General features: G+C 61.4%; 12 protein-coding genes, 1 tRNA gene and 2 rRNA genes. 3 read left to right on the plus strand and 12 right to left on the minus strand.

What is annotated here, in order from left to right:
• Positions 1–60: 60 nt before the first annotated feature.
• Both upp and JVX98_RS22100 read left to right on the plus strand, forming a co-directional pair.
• Complete coding sequence (upp, locus tag JVX98_RS22095) at positions 61–690, plus strand: uracil phosphoribosyltransferase (RefSeq protein ID WP_034805105.1); 630 nt, start codon at positions 61–63, stop codon at positions 688–690.
• A 131-nt stretch (positions 691–821) separates the two neighbouring features.
• Positions 822–1,346 carry a TIGR02281 family clan AA aspartic protease gene (locus JVX98_RS22100; protein WP_205237416.1) on the plus strand — a complete coding sequence of 175 codons (525 nt, stop codon included), beginning with the start codon at positions 822–824 and terminating at the stop codon, positions 1,344–1,346.
• Here the strand turns inward: JVX98_RS22100 and deoA are convergent.
• The 9 genes from deoA to JVX98_RS22145 all read right to left on the minus strand — a co-directional run bounded on the left by deoA (position 1,339) and on the right by JVX98_RS22145 (position 12,288).
• Complete coding sequence (deoA, locus tag JVX98_RS22105; protein WP_205237417.1) at positions 1,339–2,655, minus strand: thymidine phosphorylase; 1,317 nt, start codon at positions 2,653–2,655, stop codon at positions 1,339–1,341. The two genes, JVX98_RS22100 and deoA, sit on opposite strands and share 8 nt — an antisense overlap.
• Positions 2,652–3,458, minus strand: coding sequence for a purine-nucleoside phosphorylase (locus tag JVX98_RS22110; RefSeq protein ID WP_205237418.1), 807 nt, complete (start codon positions 3,456–3,458; stop codon positions 2,652–2,654). The genes deoA and JVX98_RS22110 overlap by 4 nt, the downstream gene beginning before the upstream one ends.
• Entirely contained in the window at positions 3,455–3,847 is a 393-nt protein-coding gene (locus tag JVX98_RS22115; protein ID WP_043622805.1) for a cytidine deaminase, read from the minus strand. The genes JVX98_RS22110 and JVX98_RS22115 overlap by 4 nt, the downstream gene beginning before the upstream one ends.
• 4 nt (positions 3,848–3,851) lie before the next feature.
• On the minus strand, positions 3,852–4,823 hold the full coding sequence (locus JVX98_RS22120; RefSeq protein ID WP_043622808.1) for an ABC transporter permease: 972 nt from the start codon (positions 4,821–4,823) through the stop codon (positions 3,852–3,854).
• Between the two features lie 4 nt (positions 4,824–4,827).
• A complete protein-coding gene (locus JVX98_RS22125; protein WP_034805123.1) occupies positions 4,828–5,961 on the minus strand; it encodes an ABC transporter permease in 1,134 nt (377 codons plus the stop codon).
• Positions 5,958–7,493, minus strand: coding sequence for an ABC transporter ATP-binding protein (locus JVX98_RS22130; protein ID WP_205237419.1), 1,536 nt, complete (start codon positions 7,491–7,493; stop codon positions 5,958–5,960). The genes JVX98_RS22125 and JVX98_RS22130 overlap by 4 nt, the downstream gene beginning before the upstream one ends.
• Positions 7,494–7,740: 247 nt before the next feature.
• Complete coding sequence (locus JVX98_RS22135) at positions 7,741–10,083, minus strand: heavy metal translocating P-type ATPase (protein WP_205237420.1); 2,343 nt, start codon at positions 10,081–10,083, stop codon at positions 7,741–7,743.
• A gap of 95 nt (positions 10,084–10,178) precedes the next feature.
• Positions 10,179–11,597, minus strand: a complete 1,419-nt coding sequence (locus JVX98_RS22140; RefSeq protein ID WP_246764930.1) for a coniferyl aldehyde dehydrogenase — start codon at positions 11,595–11,597, stop codon at positions 10,179–10,181.
• Positions 11,581–12,288, minus strand: a complete 708-nt coding sequence (locus JVX98_RS22145) for a lysoplasmalogenase (RefSeq protein WP_205237422.1) — start codon at positions 12,286–12,288, stop codon at positions 11,581–11,583. Before JVX98_RS22145 ends, JVX98_RS22140 begins: the two co-directional genes overlap by 17 nt.
• 210 nt (positions 12,289–12,498) lie before the next feature.
• Here JVX98_RS22145 and JVX98_RS22150 point away from each other — a divergent pair, with 210 nt between their 5' ends.
• Positions 12,499–13,230: an alpha/beta fold hydrolase gene (locus JVX98_RS22150; RefSeq protein WP_205237423.1), complete on the plus strand. Its 732-nt coding sequence runs from the start codon at positions 12,499–12,501 to the stop codon at positions 13,228–13,230.
• A 92-nt stretch (positions 13,231–13,322) separates the two neighbouring features.
• Here JVX98_RS22150 and JVX98_RS22155 read toward each other — a convergent pair.
• The 3 genes from JVX98_RS22155 to JVX98_RS22165 form a co-directional block, all read right to left on the minus strand.
• Positions 13,323–13,399: transfer RNA gene (locus JVX98_RS22155), tRNA-Met, on the minus strand.
• A gap of 216 nt (positions 13,400–13,615) precedes the next feature.
• Positions 13,616–13,730: ribosomal RNA gene (gene rrf, locus JVX98_RS22160) — 5S ribosomal RNA — on the minus strand.
• Between the two features lie 148 nt (positions 13,731–13,878).
• A 23S ribosomal RNA gene (locus JVX98_RS22165) occupies positions 13,879–16,674 on the minus strand.
• Positions 16,675–16,773: the final 99 nt, after the last annotated feature.

Here is a 16,773-nt window from a genome sequence, read left to right on the forward strand (position 1 = left end):
TTGCGGCGACGACGCATTCCATGGAAAAAGGACGGATACAAAAATCCGGAAAGGTGAGCCATGAACGGCGTTACAGTGATCGATCATCCGCTTGTGCAACACAAGCTGACCATCATGCGCAAGAAGGAGACCTCGACTGCGGGTTTCCGCCGGCTTCTTCGGGAAATTTCGACGCTGCTCTGCTACGAGGTGACGCGCGATCTCGAACTGACGATGGAGCGCATCGAAACGCCGCTGCAGGAAATCGACTCGCCGGTCCTCGAAGGCAAGAAGCTTGTCTTCGCCTCGATCCTGCGGGCCGGCAACGGGCTGCTCGAAGGCATGCTCGAACTGGTGCCTTCCGCCCGCGTCTCCCATATCGGCGTCTATCGCGACCATGAGACGCTCGAAGCGGTGGAATACTACTTCAAGGCACCCGAGAGCCTGTCAGAGCGCCTGATCATCGTCGTCGATCCGATGCTTGCCACCGGCAACTCGTCGATCGCCGCGATCGACAAGCTGAAGGAACGTGGCGCCAAGAACATGCGCTTCCTCTGCCTGCTCGCCGCGCCCGAAGGCATCCGCAACTTCCAGAGCGCGCACCCGGACGTGCCGATCTTCACGGCCTCGATCGACAGCCACCTGAACGAACTCGGCTACATCATGCCCGGTCTGGGTGACGCCGGCGACCGCATGTACGGCACCAAGTGATTTGCCGCTCCTTAACCAGGATCTGAAATCGATCAAAAAACCGCCGGATCCCGGCGGTTTTTTTTATGCCCTCTTAGGCGTCATCCGTTCTACTTGAACGAGCATTTCTGTTCGATCGAGAGGTGATGTCCATGCTCGTCCGTCTGCTTACATTGGCCGGTGTGGCCGCGCTTGCGGCGATGCTGGTGCCTCACTTCGCGACGAGCGTCCTGACACAGGCCGACAGCAACTCGGCCGTCGAAACGACGCCTGCCGCGCCGGCAATGACAGCGAAATACGCCTCTGGACGCAGCGTCGTGCTCGACGCGGACGGAAGGGGACACTTCTTCGGCACGTTTCGCATCAACGGCCGCACGGAACGCGGGCTGGTCGACACGGGCGCAAGCGCCATTGCCATCAACATTTCAACCGCGCGCCGGCTCGGCATCTCACCGAGCTCGCTCTCGTTTGCCTCCCGCGTCAGCACCGCCAACGGGGTCATCGAAGCGGCTCCGACCATGCTAAACCGGATCGAGATTGGCGGTATCGTGGTGCGCGACGTGCAGGCGCTTGTGCTGCCGGACAAGGCGCTTTCCGGCACGCTGATCGGCATGACGTTCCTCAACCGATTGTCGTCCTTCCGCGTGGAGGACGGCGCCCTGCATCTCGTCAGGTGATCTTGGCAAGGATCGGAGACCTCGTCTCCGGCTCGACGTCGTCGATCGTGTAGAGTTCCAACAGGCGTCGCCGGGCCGCTTCCGCAGCCCCCTGGTCTGCCGCGTGAACGAAGGCGATCAGATCGCCCTTCTCGACCCGCGTTCCAAGCGGCTTCAGGGCGTCGAAACCGACGCGATGATCGATCCTGTCGTCCGGATGCGAACGGCCGCCGCCGAGGGCGATCACGGCCATGCCCAGTTCCCGCGTCTCGCAGGCAGCCAGATAGCCGGATTGCTCGGTCTCGACCGGCAGGATGACCGGCGCACGGCCGAGATAGGCGACCGAGCGCTCGATGAAATCCGCCGGTCCACCCAGCGCATGGACCATCTTCCCGAAGCGTTCCAGCGCTTCTCCGCTGCCAAGCACCTTGCGCGCCAAGGCTTCGCCCTGTTCGGCATCGCCGGCAACACCGCCCGCCAGCAGCATTTCGGCGGCAAAGGCGAGCACGACCGTTTCAAGCCGTGTTCCCTTCTTCTCGCCCCGCAGGAAAGACAGGCAGTTGTCGATCTCCAGCGCATTGCCGGCCGCGTCTGCCAGCGGTTCGTTCATGTCGGTTAGAAGTGCGCAGGTGCGCACGCCGGCGCCGTTTGCGACATCGACCAGCGAGCGTGCCAGGATCTCGGCCTCGCGCGTATCGCTCATGAAGGAGCCGTTGCCGAGCTTGACGTCGAGCACCAGCGACTGAAGGCCGGCCGCGAGCTTCTTCGACAGGATCGAGGCCGTGATCAGAGGTACCGAATCGACGGTCGCGGTGACGTCGCGGATCGCATAGAGGCGCTTGTCGGCAGGCGCGAGATTGGCGGTCTGGCCGATGATGGCGCAACCGATCTCGTCGACCGTGCGGCGGAAAACCGCCGCCGACGGCTGGATATCATAGCCGGGTATGGATTCGAGCTTGTCGAGCGTGCCGCCGGTGTGCCCGAGGCCACGCCCTGATATCATCGGCACGGCAAGCCCACAGGCAGCAACGATCGGCGCCAGCATCAGCGAGACGTTGTCGCCGACACCGCCGGTCGAATGCTTGTCGGCAATCGGGCGTGAAATGCCACTCCAGTCGAGTGTTTCGCCGCTATCGCGCATCGCCAATGTCAGCGCGACGGTCTCCTCACGGCTCATGCCGGAGAACCAGATCGCCATAGCGAAGGCGGCGACCTGCCCTTCGGAGATCGAACCATCCGACAGGCCGCGAATGAAATCCGCGATCTCGGCCGGGGCGAGGTGCTCGCCGTTGCGCTTGCGCCTGATGGTTTCCTGCGGAAGCATCGTCACCCGCGCACCGCGTCGGCCGCGATCATGTCCGCGAGGATTGCGGCCAGCCGCTTGCCCCCGACCGGCGCCATGTCCTTGGTCTCGTGATGGCTGATCTCGCCACCGGTCATGCCTGCACCGAAATTGGTGATCACAGAGGCGGCAACGACGCGGAGGCCGAAGAAGCGTGCGAGGATGACTTCCGGAACCGTGGACATGCCGACGGCATCGGCGCCGAGGATGCGCGCCATACGGATCTCCGCCGGCGTTTCGAAGCTCGGGCCGGAAAACCACATATAGACGCCGGCGAGAAGCGGAATGCCGAGGCGTTCGGCGCTGTCCTGCATTCGCCCCGCAAGCTCGGCATCATAGGCATTGGTCATGCCGACGAAGCGATCGTCGCTTTCGACGCCGATCAACGGGTTGAAGCCCGAATAGTTGATGTGATCGGAGATCCGCATCACCGATCCCGGCGGCAGATCCTCGCGCAGCGATCCGGCGGAATTGGTCAGCACGAGGCATTCGATGCCGAGCGCCTTCAGGGTCTCCAGTGGGCCGCGCATCGCATTGGCGTCGCCCTGTTCGTAGTAGTGAACCCGGCCGGAGAGCATGACAACGGGCACGCCCGAGAGCGTTCCGGCCACGAGCTCGCCGGCATGACCGGAGACGCTGCTGACCGGGAAGCCGGGGATTTCGGCGTAGGAGAGGCGCAACGTCTCGTCCAAAGCCTCGACCAGCGAACCGAGGCCGGAGCCGAGCACGATGCCATAGCGCGGAGAAAGGTCGCCGAGCCGGGCCTTCAACAGTTCAGCGGCCGCGGTCATCCCAGGATCTCGGTCTCGAAGCTGTGCGGAAGGAGATCGGATAGCGCCAAGGTCTTCTTCACCCCGGTCTCGTCACAGAGGAAGATGCGTGTGCTAGCACCGGAAAATTCCGCCAGCCGCTGACGGCAGCCACCGCAAGGCGGGCAGAGCGCCAGCTTCTCGGCGATCACGGCCACTTCCAGGATCTTGCGCTGGCCGGCCATGACCATATGGCTGATCGCAGTGGTCTCGGCACACCATCCCTCGGGGAACGACAGGTTCTCGATGTTGGCGCCGGTGTAGATCTTGCCGTCTTCGGCGCGGATCGCCGCGCCGACCGGAAATTTCGAGTAGGGCGCATGCGCCTTGGCCATTGCGTCGCGCGCGGCTTCGAACAGTTCCTTTTCCATGGTTCTAGCGCTCCTTCACATAGGGGACGCCGCCGGCCTTCGGCGGAATGGCCTTGCCGATGAAGCCGGCAAGCAGGATCACGGTGAGGATGTAGGGCAGCGCCTGCATCAGCTGCACCGGCACCTGGCCGATCAGCGGCAGCGGATTGCCCTGCAGGCGGATGGCGAGCGCATCGAGGAAGCCGAAGAGCAGGCAGGCAAGCATGATGTTGAACGGCCGCCACTTGGCGAAGATCAGCGCTGCCAGCGCGATATAGCCCTTGCCGGCGGTCATGCCCTTGACGAAGCCGGCGGTCATCGCCAGCGACAGATAGGCGCCGGCAAAGCCGCAGAGAATGCCGCAGCAGATGACGGCGCGATAGCGCATCCAGATCACCGAGATGCCGGCGGTGTCGACCGCGCCCGGGTTCTCGCCGACCGCGCGCAGGCGCAGGCCGAAACGGGTGCGGTAGAGGATCCACCAGCTGATCGGCACCATGGCGAAGGCGACATAGGTCAGGATGAAATGCCCGGAAAGCAGGTCCGAATAGATCGGGCCGAGGATCGGGATTTCCCGGATGCTGTCGGCATAGGGGAAGGTGATCGTCTGGAAGCGCGCGCCTTCGCCGAGCGCCGGCGTGCGGCCACCCTGGCGGAACCAGGCCTCACCGAGAATGACGGTCGAGCCGGCGACGATGAAGTTGATGGCGACGCCAGAGACGATCTGGTTGCCGCGCTGGGTGATCGAGGCATAACCGTGCACCAGCGACAGCGCGATCGAGATCAGGATGGCGGCGAGCAGCCCCATCCAGACGGATTGGGTGACGGCAGCAACAGCGCCGGCGGCAAAGGCGGCCCCAAGCATCTTGCCTTCAAGGCCGATGTCGAAGATGCCGGCGCGCTCGGTAAAGAGCCCTGCCAGCGCTGCGAAGATCAGCGGGACGGATACGCGGATGGTGGACTCGAGGAGCACCACGATGACGTGGAAGAAATCCATGGCTTCAAGCTCCCTTGGTCTGTGCCACGACGGCCGCACGGCGGCTCTGCATCGCAAACAGCCGGGCAATTGCCGGCCTGAACATGTTTTCGAGTGCACCGGCAAAGAGAATGACGAGGCCCTGGATGATGACGATCATGTCGCGCGAGATCGACGGCATTTCGAAGGAGATCTCGGCCCCGCCCTGGTAGAGCATGCCGAAGAGAATGGCCGCCGGGATGATGCCGGCCGGATGCGAGCGGCCCATCAGCGCCACGGCGATGCCGACGAAGCCTGCGCCCTGCACGAAGTCGAGCTGCATGCGCCCCTGTTCGCCCATGATCGGATTGAGCGCCATCATGCCGGCAAGCGCACCTGAGATCATCATGGTGATGACGGTAATGCGGCTCTCGCTCATGCCGGCGTAACGTGCGGCCGAAGGGCTGTGGCCCATGGTGCGCATCTCATAGCCGAGCTTGGTACGCCAGATCAAAAGCCAGACGCAGAAGGCGGCGACCAGCGCCAGCAGGAACGAGACGTTGAACGGCGCCGTGCCGATATCGAGGCCAAAGATCGCGAGCAGCCAATCGAGCTTGGGCAGTTGCCCCCCTTCGGCGAAGGTGCGCGTCTGCGGCGACATGGAGCCAAGCGGCTTCAGCACGCGCGTGAGCAGGTAGACCATCAGGCTCGAGGCGATGAAGTTGAACATGATCGTCGTGATGACGATGTGGCTGCCGCGCTTGGCCTGCAGCCAGCCCGGCAGGAAGGCCCAGGCGGCGCCGAAGAAGGCCGATCCGAGGATCGCCAGCGGGAAGACGACGAACCACGGCATCGTCTGGTCGAGCCAGAGGCAGGCGAGCGCCACGCCGATGCCGCCGACATAGGCCTGGCCTTCGCCGCCGATGTTGAAGAGGCCGGCATGGAAAGCGACCGCGACGGCAAGACCGGTGAAGATGAAGGTGGTGGCGTAGTACAGCGTGAAGCCGAGATATTCGCCGCGGCCGAAGGCGCCGTTGATCAGGTGATAGGCCGCCTCCAGCGGGTTTTCACCGACGAGCAGCACGACGAGACCGGCGACGAGGAAGGCAACGGCGAGGTTGACCAGCGGGACGAGGCCGTATTCGACCCAGCCCGGAAGCTTAGCATAGGGGGTGCTCATTCTGCGGCCTCCTTGCGGCCTTCAACGCCGGCCATCAGCAGGCCGAGTTCGCCCTCGGTCGCATCCGGATCGCGCTCGCCGACGACACGGCCGGCAAACATGACGAGAATACGGTCCGACAGGGCGCGGATTTCATCGAGTTCGACGGAGACCAAAAGGACAGCCATGCCCTGGTCGCGCATCTCGATGATCCGTCGATGGATGAATTCGATGGCACCGACATCGACGCCGCGCGTCGGCTGGCCGATGATCAGCACATCGGGCCCGCGCTCCATTTCGCGCGCCAGCACGATCTTCTGCTGGTTGCCGCCGGAGAAGTTAGCGGTCTTCAACCGCGGGTTCGGCGGGCGGATGTCGTATTCGGCAATGCGCTGCTCGGCGTCCTTGCGGATCGCATCGACGTTCAGGAAGACGCCGTTGAGGTAACGCTTGTCGTGATGGTAGCCGAGGATCGCGTTTTCGCATTCCTCGAACTTCAGGACGAGGCCGACGTGATGGCGGTCTTCCGGCACGTGGGCGAGACCACGGTTGCGCAGTTCGGAAGGGTCGGCGCGGCCGGTAACATCGATCGGCTTGCCGTTCAGAAGCACGGAGCCCGATACGGCCCGGCGGATACCGGAGATCGCTTCGAGCAGTTCGGACTGGCCGTTGCCGGCAACGCCGGCGATGCCGACGATCTCGCCCGCCCTCAGGTCGAAGGAGACGTTGTCGACCATGGTGACGCCGCGGCCGTCCTTGACCGTCAGCCCCTCGACGGCGAGCTTCACCTCGCCGGGCTTGGCTTCGCCCTTTTCGACACGCAGAAGCACGCGACGGCCGACCATGAGTTCAGCGAGTTCTTCCACCGAGGTCTCGGAAGTCGTGCGCGTCGCGACCATCTCGCCGCGGCGCATGACCGACACCTCGTCGGTGATCGCCATGATCTCGCGCAGCTTGTGGGTGATGAGGATGACGGTCTTGCCCTGGTTCTTCAGCTGTTCGAGCACCCGGAAGAGGTGGTCGGCCTCGGCCGGCGTCAAGACGCCGGTCGGCTCGTCTAGGATAAGGATGTCGGCCCGGCGATAAAGCGCCTTCAGGATCTCGACGCGCTGCTGCAGACCAACGGGCAGTTCTTCGATGATGGCATCCGGATCGACTTCCAGCGCGTATTCGCGCTCCAGCCGCTTCAATTCCACGCGCGCCTTGGCGATACCCTTGTTAAGGATCTGGCTGTCCTCGGCGCCGAGCATGATGTTTTCCAGCACCGTGAAATTCTCGACCAGCATGAAGTGCTGGTGGACCATGCCGATGCCGGCGGCGATCGCCGCATTCGGGTCGCGGATAGCGACCGGCTTGTCATCTACGAGGATTTCACCGCTATCCGCCTGATAGAAGCCGTAGAGGATCGACATCAGGGTCGATTTTCCCGCACCGTTCTCGCCAATGATGCCGTGGATCGTCCCTTTGCGGACTTTTAGATTGATGTTCTTGTTGGCGTGGACCGGACCGAAACTCTTGTCGATCCCACGCAGTTCGATGGCAATATTGTCCATATTGGCCTTGCGATCCCCAAACTGGCCCGCTTCGGCATTCTTCCCAGAAACCGTGCCGGCGATTTTTTTACCATTTGGTCTAAGTTTATCATCGATTTTTCGGGGCGAAAGCCCTCAACCGCGATCTCCTTATACTCTCATCAGATCGCTGGTGAGAGTCCAGCGTGAATATACACAGGCACTTGGACGCGAAAAACCGGCGACAACGGGTGCCGCCGGTCCTTCGTCTTGGGAGTTATGGTGGTTCTCAGGCGGCTCGCACGGGCCGAAGCAACCTGAGGGCATTCATCGTGACGAGAACGGTTGCGCCGGTGTCGGCGAGGATCGCCGGCCAAAGGCCGGTGACGCCGATGATCGTCGTCACCAGGAAGACGGCCTTCAGGCCAAGCGCAATCGTGATGTTCTGTACGATGTTGCGCATCGTCGAGCGGGAGAGCCGTATCATCGCCGCAACGTCGCCCACGCGGCCGTGCAAGACCGCCGCGTCCGCCGTTTCCAGCGCCACATCGGTGCCACCGCCCATGGCGATACCGATATCGGCCGCGGCCAGTGCTGGCGCGTCGTTGATGCCGTCGCCGATCTTGGCGACGTTGAAGCCCTCCGCCTTCAATTCGCGCACGATGCGTTGCTTGTCCTCGGGCAGCAGTTCAGCGCGGACCTCCATGCCGAACTGGCGGCCGATCGCTTCGGCCGTGCGGCGGTTGTCGCCGGTCAGCATGACGACGCGCAGGCCGGCATCGGTGAGCGCCTTCACGCCCGCGGCCGCATCCGGCCGGGGCTCGTCGCGCATGGCGATGGCGCCGGCAATTACGCCACCGGCCACCAGCACCGAAACGGTCTTGCCTTCATCGTTGAGAGCGGCGACGCGCGCTTTTTCGTCGGGCGTCATCGGCGTGCGCTCGGCGGCGGCCTTCGGCGAACCGAAGAAGAGTGCTGCGCCTTCGACGGTGCCTTCCAACCCCTTGCCGCCGACCGCATTGACGGTGGCGATAGTGGGGATCGCAACGCCATCGGCCGTGCTGCGTTCCAGGATGGCCCGGGCGAGCGGGTGGCTTGATCCCTGCTCCAGCGCTGCTGCAAGGCGCAGGACGTCGGCCTCCGAACGGCCGAAGCCGACGATATCCGTCACCTTCGGTTTGCCTTCGGTCAGCGTTCCGGTCTTGTCGAAAGCGGCGGCCGTGACCTTGCCGACATTCTCAAGCACGGCGCCACCCTTCATCAGCAAGCCGCGACGGGCGCCGGCCGAAAGGCTGGCGGCGATCGCTGCCGGCGTCGAGATGACCAGCGCGCAGGGGCAACCGATCAAGAGGATGGCAAGCCCCTTGTAGATCCACTCATCCCAGGAGCCGCCCCAGAGAAGCGGCGGCAGCACGGCAACAAGCGCCGCCACGACAACGACACCCGGCGTGTAGTAACGCGAGAAGCGATCAATGAAGCGCTCGGTCGGCGCCTTGCTTTCCTGGGCTTCCTCCACCATGCGGACGATGCGCGCGATGGTGTTGTCGGCAGCGGCGGCCGTGACCCGCACGCGGAGTGCGCCGGAACCATTGACGGTGCCGGCAACGACAGTGTCGTCGACTTCCTTGCGCACGGGCGTGCTTTCGCCGGTCACCGGCGCTTCGTCGACGGCGCTTTCGCCGGAGAGAATGACGCCATCGGCCGGAATGCGGTCGCCGGGGCGAACGAGAATGACGGCGGCGACGCTCAACGTCTCGGCGGGAACCTCATCCAGCCGCCCGTCGCGCTCGACGAAGGCGGACTTCGGAACGAGGGCCGTCAGCGACTGGATGCTGGCGCGCGCCTTGCCGGCGGCCACGCCTTCCAGCAGTTCACCGACCAGGAAGAGCAGGACGACCATCGCCGCCTCCTCGGTCGCACCGATGAAGACCGCGCCGATCGCAGCGATCGTCATCAACATCTCGATCGAAAACGGCGTGCCCATGGTTGCGGCGACAAAGGCGCGCCGCGCGATCGGCAACAGACCGACGAGCATGGCCAGCGTAAAGATCCAGGGCTCGGTCACCGGGATCGTCTTGCCGACCGCATAGGCAGCAATCAGCGCCAGGCCGCTGGCGATCGTCAGCTTGCCCTTGCCCGACTTCCACCAGGGACCGCTCGTCGGGCCGTGGTCATGACCATGAAGCCCCATCGCGACTGCGGCTGCCTCGCCCTTCTGGCTGGCGTTGCCTTCGTGATGATGGGCGTGCTCATCGTGTCGATGATCATGGTCATGGGCATGATTATGCTTGTGACCGTGATCATGATCATGACTGTGGCCGCCGTGGTCATGGGCATGATCGTGCTCATGATTGTGATCGTGCCCGGAGCAGACATGGGCCGTCTTCCGCTCCTGCGCCTGGCCTGCCTGGATCGGATGCAAACGATAGCCGAGCTTTCCGACCCTGCTCACGATCGATGTCGAAAGATCGTTCTCGTCGGCAAACTTGACCGACATGGTGCCCGCCGACACAGAGACCGATACGTCCTCGACGCCCGAAAGCCGACGCACCGCCGTATCGATCTTGGACGCGCAGGACGCGCAATCCATGCCTTCGACGCGATAACGGGCTTCCCGAATAGTGCTCGCCATAACCTGCTCCTTGCAAATTCTGAAGCAAGGCTACGACCTATAGCAACTAGAGCTACAAGGCCAAATTGCTGCGTGATTGCAGATTTTTTGGCGAATTATCGCGACAGGAAGCGGATGACCCAGTCGGCAATGCCCCGATAGGGCGGTTTCACCAGGTCGCTCGGCGCCGGATCGAGTTTCCTCAGCACCGGCATCGCCTTGGAGAAGGTCAGGAAGCCGTCGCGCCCGTGATAGTGCCCCATGCCGCTGGCGCCAACGCCGCCGAAAGGCAGGTCGTTGCAGCCGAACTGGTAGAGCGTGTCGTTGACGCAGACGCCGCCGGCGACGATGCGCGACAGGACGGCTTCGATTTCGGCCTTGTCGCGGCTGAAGCAATAAAGTGCCAATGGGCGGTCGCGATCGTACACATAGGCGATGGCCTCCTCGATGGAGGCGTAACTGACGAGGGGAAGGATCGGCCCAAAAATCTCTTCGCCCATGACAGCGCTGTCGCGGTCCGGATCAAGCACGAGCGTCGGCATGAGGAGGCGTTGCCGCGCGACCACGTCCATTGCCCCGTCGAGAAGGGAAATCACCGGATGGCCGCGCCCCTCGGCATCCGCAATCAGCCGCTTCAGGCGCTCGTACTGGGTGTCGTTGATGATCGACGTGTAATCGTCGAGACGGCGTTTCGACCGATAGCGCGCGGCAATCTCCCGCTTCAGCAGTTCCATTAAAGCATCCCGCTTGCTCTCATGGATCAGCACATAGTCGGGCGCGATGCAGGTCTGGCCGGCGTTGAAGAGCTTGCCGGTTGCAATCCGGGCGGCGGCCTTGGCGAGGTCCGCGTGCTCGCCGACGATCGCCGGCGACTTGCCGCCGAGTTCCAGCGTGACGGGCGTCAGGTTCTGCGCCGCCGCTGCCATCACCTTGCGGCCGACGGCAGTCGAGCCGGTGAAAAAAAGGTGATCGAAGGGCAGCGCCGAGAACGCCGCCGAAAGTTCAGCCGGCCCCAAGGCGACCGCCACCCGCGTCTCGGGAAAGACGTCGGCAAGCAGCGAACGAAGGAATTCCGCGGTGCGCGGCGTGTGTTCCGACGGCTTCAGAAACACGTGGTTGCCGGCGGCAATCGCCGCCACCAGCGGCGCCAGCGCCAGATTGACCGGATAGTTCCACGGCGAAATGATGCCGACGACGCCGAGCGGCACGTACCGCACCTCGGCCTTCGCCGGCCACAGCTTCCAGCCGGCCTTGCGACGCTCCGGCCGAACCCAATGTTTGAGCTTTGCCAGCGTGTGGTCGATTTCAGAAAGCACGACGCCACCTTCGCCAAGCAAGGTCTCATGCCGGGCGCGATGGCCAAAGTCCTGATCAATTGCCTCGCACATCTCCTCCATGCGGGCGCGCAGGCGATCCCTGAGCCGGCTCAGGTCCGCACTGCGTTGCTCGACGGACGGCCGTTCATCGCGCCAGGCCGCGCGCAGTCCGTCGAAAGTGGCACGGAGGTGTGAAGTATTGTCAGTGGCTGTGGTCATCGGTCGAGCGGGCAAAAAACCATTGGGCGGCATAATAGGTGCCGAGCACCCAGAGCGCGTTGAAAGGGATTGCGAAGCGGAAACGGCCATAGGCAAGAATGCTGTCGCTGATCAGGAACAACAGGCCGCCATAGGCGGCGAACCGTGCTGCCGTCGCCCGAGGCGCTCCCGAAAGCTGCCGTGCGCGGGAGATGGCCTGGGCCGCCATGACACCGAGCGCCAGTGCATAGACGATGACGGGAATGCGCATCTCCGGCGGGAGCGAGGTCCAGAGCCCGCCGACGACGGCGAGCGCGACGAGTGCAAAGGCGGCGAAGATGCCTTTGCTATCGGCAAATCTGGCGTCGCGGGTGAGCGCATAGATGTAGGCGCAATGGGTCAGCAGGAAGCAAACGAGGCCGGCGAGGAAATAATCACCCGGCAGCATCAGGAAGACATCGCCGGCTGCCGCAAAGACAAGGCCGATCGCGACGGCCCAGACATAGGCACTGGATGTTTGGGAGATCGTTCGCAACACCACTACGAGAAGCAGCAGGGTCGCCGTCGGCTTGGTCAGATAATGCAGCCAGCGCCAGGGAGAATCGTCGGAAGCGGCAAGCAGGCTGCCGAGGATCGCCAAAGCGGCACAGACGAAAAAGAGCGCGTAGACGGGTCGGTTTCGTTGAACGTCCAAGGTCTCCTGATAACTCATGCCGCGCCACTCCCGCCTAAAGCCGCGTTTCGACTCTGTTCCAGTCACGGCGATAGTTTCTATTTTTGCGCGATTGTCCAGCGGGGCGCACGGGCATCTCAAGCAACGACCACACTCCTGACGGACTATTGCCGACATCGCTCCGCTGGTGACACGTCCGAAGTGCGCCCGGATTGCCCTTTCGCCGGCGGCTGGCTCATAGTGCGTTTCATGAGCGCCAACTTCGCCAACAGGCCGCGGCCAAGGTCGCCCCCCGAACTCTTGCTGCTGCATGCATTGCCGCTCGACGGTTCCATGTGGGCGGAACAGATGCATCTGCTTCCAGGCGCAACCCATGCCCCGACTCTCTATTCTTCGGGAGAGACGATCGACGTATGGGCGCGGGCGGCACTCGAACCACTGACCGGCGGCAATATCATCGTTGTCGGCTGTTCCGTCAGCGGATCATGCGCCCTCGAAATTGCGACCATCGCGCCGGAACGGGTCTCTGCCCTGGTGCTGATCGGCACGAAGGCAAAGCATCATCCCGATCCGACTTTCCATGCCTCCGCACTTAGACTGATTGGCGAGGAAGGCCTGGAGGTCGCCTGGGAATCCTATTGGGCGCCTTTGTTTTCCCGCGCCACCAGCGCCGCGACCATCAACCGGGCGAAAGAAATGGCGTTACGATCCTCGGCGGCGGAGATCGCAAGGGGTGTCACCGTATTTCACACGCGGCCAAGCCGGGATCACTGCCTCACGACGTTTCCGGGCCCGATCACGATTGTGTCCGGGGCGGACGATGTCGCTCCGGGGCCGAGGGCGAGTACCTCACAGGCAGCAAGCACCGTTAACGGCCGAGTGCACGTCCTGCCGGCTTGCGGCCATTATGTTCCGCTGGAGCGACCGTTGGCGCTGAATGCCATCCTGCGCGATGTCATTGCGTCACAGGACCGAGCCTGAGCGGGCCTCTCGTTCTTTCAGGGCTGGTGGAAACCGTTAGAACGCCCAAAAGCCCGCCGGATTTCTCCTGGCGGGCTTTAGGTTATGAGATTTGGTTGCGGGGGCAGGATTTGAACCTGCGGCCTTCAGGTTATGAGCCTGACGAGCTACCGGGCTGCTCCACCCCGCGCCATCGCGGTAAATCCCTTTGGGATTTATCCGCTCATTGCGGGTTTTGCCGAAGGCAAAATCCCGTTTAACCGGTCCGGGTTTTGCGTGCGCAAAATCCCGTTGGTTTGTCTGATCTTACTTACGCAAAAAGGCCGCTTGTTGGCGGCCCTTGTGTTTCGGCAGGGCCGAAGAGTGTGTCGAGAAGATTTCCGGCGTTTTATCTTGCGTTTTGCAGACCTGGCAGCGACCTACTCTCCCGCGTCTTAAGACGAAGTACCATCGGCGCTGGGGCGTTTCACGGCCGTGTTCGGAATGGGAACGGGTGCAGCCACCCCGCCAGAACCACCAGGTCGGCAAAGCGCAAGATTTGAGCTTGCGGGCTCAAACCGGATGAGAAGCTGGTGAGTTCGGGTTTAAGCGAACTCGTTTTGTTTTGAACACGTCGTTCATCTCGGCGAATGCTTTGCAATCGCCTTGTGATGAACACAAGCAATGGGAACGATCAAGCCAATCGAACGATTAGTACTGGTAAGCTTCATGCGTTGCCGCACTTCCACACCCAGCCTATCAACGTGGTCGTCTTCCACGGTTCTCAAGGGAATACTCGTTTTCAGGTTGGTTTCCCGCTTAGATGCCTTCAGCGGTTATCCATTCCATATATAGCTACCCTGCTATGCCCTTGGCAGGACAACAGGTCCACCAGAGATATGTCCATCCCGGTCCTCTCGTACTAGGGACAGATCCTGTCAATATTCCTACACCCACGGCAGATAGGGACCGAACTGTCTCACGACGTTCTGAACCCAGCTCACGTACCGCTTTAATTGGCGAACAGCCAAACCCTTGGGACCTGCTCCAGCCCCAGGATGCGATGAGCCGACATCGAGGTGCCAAACAACCCCGTCGATATGGACTCTTGGGGGTCATCAGCCTGTTATCCCCGGCGTACCTTTTATCCGTTGAGCGATGGCCCTTCCACGCGGGACCACCGGATCACTATGACCGACTTTCGTCTCTGCTCGACTTGTCAGTCTCGCAGTCAGGCGGGCTTATGCCATTGCACTCGACGACCGATTTCCGACCGGTCTGAGCCCACCATCGCGCGCCTCCGTTACTCTTTCGGAGGCGACCGCCCCAGTCAAACTACCCACCATACACTGTCCCGGATCCGGATAACGGACCGCGGTTAGACATCCATGACGATAAGGGTGGTATTTCAAGGATGGCTCCACAAGAACTGGCGTCCCTGCTTCAAAGCCTACCACCTATCCTACACATGCCGACACGAATGCCAGTGTAAAGCTATAGTAAAGGTGCACGGGGTCTTTCCGTCTGACCGCAGGAACCCCGCATCTTCACGGGGAATTCAATTTCACTGAGTCTATGCTGGAGACAGCGGGGAAGTCGTTACGCCATTCGTGCAGGTCGGAACTTACCCGACAAGGAATTTCGCTACCTTAGGACCGTTATAGTTACGGCCGCCGTTTACTGGGGCTTCGATTCAGAGCTTGCACCCCTCCTCTTAACCTTCCAGCACCGGGCAGGCGTCAGACCCTATACGTCGTCTTGCGACTTCGCAGAGCCCTGTGTTTTTGATAAACAGTCGCTACCCCCTGGTCTGTGCCACCCCATCTGACTTGCGTCAAAAAGGGTCACGCTTCTTCCGAAGTTACGCGTGCAATTTGCCGAGTTCCTTCAGCATAGTTCTCTCAAGCGCCTTGGTATACTCTACCTGACCACCTGTGTCGGTTTCGGGTACGGTCTATACGGTGGAGCTATTTCCTGGAACCGCGTCCCCGCCCAGACAATCCAATAAGTCTGAACAAGTTAAGCAATCCGTCACTACCACCAGGCCCACGAATATTAACGTGGTTCCCATCGACTACGCGTGTCCGCCTCGTCTTAGGGGCCGGCTAACCCTGCTCAGATTAACTTTAAGCAGGAACCCTTGGTCTTTCGGCGAGAGGGTCTCTCACCCTCTTTATCGTTACTCATGTCAACATTCGCACTTCCGATACCTCCAGGACCCCTCACGGGTATCCCTTCACAGGCTTACGGAACGCTCCGCTACCACACGTCTTGCGACGTATCCTCAGCTTCGGTGCATGGCTTTAGCCCCGTTACATTTTCGGCGCAAAGACCCTTATTTAGACCAGTGAGCTGTTACGCTTTCTTTAAATGATGGCTGCTTCTAAGCCAACATCCTGGTTGTTTTGGGATCCTCACATCCTTTCCCACTTAGCCATGACTTGGGGACCTTAGCTGGAGGTCAGGGTTGTTGCCCTTTTCACGACGGACGTTAGCACCCGCCGTGTGTCTGCCGACTAGTACTCCTCGGTATTCGGAGTTTGGTTAGGATCAGTAAGACGGTGAGTCCCCATAGCCCATCCAGTGCTCTACCCCCGAGGGTATTCGGTCGACGCTCTACCTAAATAGATTTCGCGGAGAACCAGCTATTTCCGAGTTTGATTGGCCTTTCACCCCTAACCACAAGTCATCCCAATCTATTGCAACAGATGCGGGTTCGGTCCTCCAGTTGGTGTTACCCAACCTTCAACCTGCTCATGGCTAGATCACTCGGTTTCGGGTCTAATGCGACGAACTGAACGCCCTGTTCAGACTCGCTTTCGCTGCGCCTTCACCTATCGGCTTAAGCTTGCTCGTCACACTAAGTCGTTGACCCATTATACAAAAGGTACGCTGTCACCCTTGCGGGCTCCAACTGTTTGTAGGCATCCGGTTTCAGGTTCTATTTCACTCCCCTTGTCGGGGTGCTTTTCACCTTTCCCTCACGGTACTTGTTCGCTATCGGTCATGCACGAGTACTTAGGCTTGGAGAGTGGTCTCCCCATGTTCAGACAGGATTTCACGTGTCCCGCCTTACTCAAGGACAATGAGTGTTCTACGTGTAAGGGGCTATCACCCTCTACGGCCGACCTTTCCATGTCGTTCCACTTTATTCCTCATTGCCACTGGCCTGGTCCGCGTTCGCTCGCCACTACTTGCGGAGTCTCGGTTGATGTCCTTTCCTGCAGGTACTTAGATGTTTCAGTTCCCTGCGTTCGCTTCTTACCCCTATGTATTCAGGATAAGATACCTTTAAACAATACTTGGAAACCTAAGCCGTACTTGCGCACGACTTAAATTTTCCAAGCATTTAAGGTGGGTTCCCCCATTCGGAGATCCATGGATCAAAGCTTATTCGCAGCTCCCCACGGCTTATCGCAGCGTATCACGTCCTTCATCGCCTGTGCATGCCAAGGCATCCACCAAATGCCCTTTTGACACTTGATCGTTCTCATTGCCAATGCTCATCCATTAGCCGCCGTCCCGAAGGGACGCGGCAGATAGGGTTACCTTTTACAACCCAATCCTTCTGAGATGCCATCGACG

It is taken from the genome of Ensifer sp. PDNC004 (assembly GCF_016919405.1).
GTDB lineage: Bacteria > Pseudomonadota > Alphaproteobacteria > Rhizobiales > Rhizobiaceae > Ensifer.

Coding starts and splice junctions, on each gene's coding strand:
- upp (WP_034805105.1), top strand. CDS start 61: ATGAACGGCGTTACAGTGATCGATCATCCGCTTGTGCAACACAAGCTG.
- JVX98_RS22100 (WP_205237416.1), top strand. CDS start 822: ATGCTCGTCCGTCTGCTTACATTGGCCGGTGTGGCCGCGCTTGCGGCG.
- JVX98_RS22110 (WP_205237418.1), bottom strand. CDS start 3,458: ATGACCGCGGCCGCTGAACTGTTGAAGGCCCGGCTCGGCGACCTTTCT.
- JVX98_RS22115 (WP_043622805.1), bottom strand. CDS start 3,847: ATGGAAAAGGAACTGTTCGAAGCCGCGCGCGACGCAATGGCCAAGGCG.
- JVX98_RS22120 (WP_043622808.1), bottom strand. CDS start 4,823: ATGGATTTCTTCCACGTCATCGTGGTGCTCCTCGAGTCCACCATCCGC.
- JVX98_RS22125 (WP_034805123.1), bottom strand. CDS start 5,961: ATGAGCACCCCCTATGCTAAGCTTCCGGGCTGGGTCGAATACGGCCTC.
- JVX98_RS22130 (WP_205237419.1), bottom strand. CDS start 7,493: ATGGACAATATTGCCATCGAACTGCGTGGGATCGACAAGAGTTTCGGT.
- JVX98_RS22135 (WP_205237420.1), bottom strand. CDS start 10,083: ATGGCGAGCACTATTCGGGAAGCCCGTTATCGCGTCGAAGGCATGGAT.
- JVX98_RS22140 (WP_246764930.1), bottom strand. CDS start 11,597: ATGACCACAGCCACTGACAATACTTCACACCTCCGTGCCACTTTCGAC.
- JVX98_RS22145 (WP_205237422.1), bottom strand. CDS start 12,288: ATGAGTTATCAGGAGACCTTGGACGTTCAACGAAACCGACCCGTCTAC.
- JVX98_RS22150 (WP_205237423.1), top strand. CDS start 12,499: ATGAGCGCCAACTTCGCCAACAGGCCGCGGCCAAGGTCGCCCCCCGAA.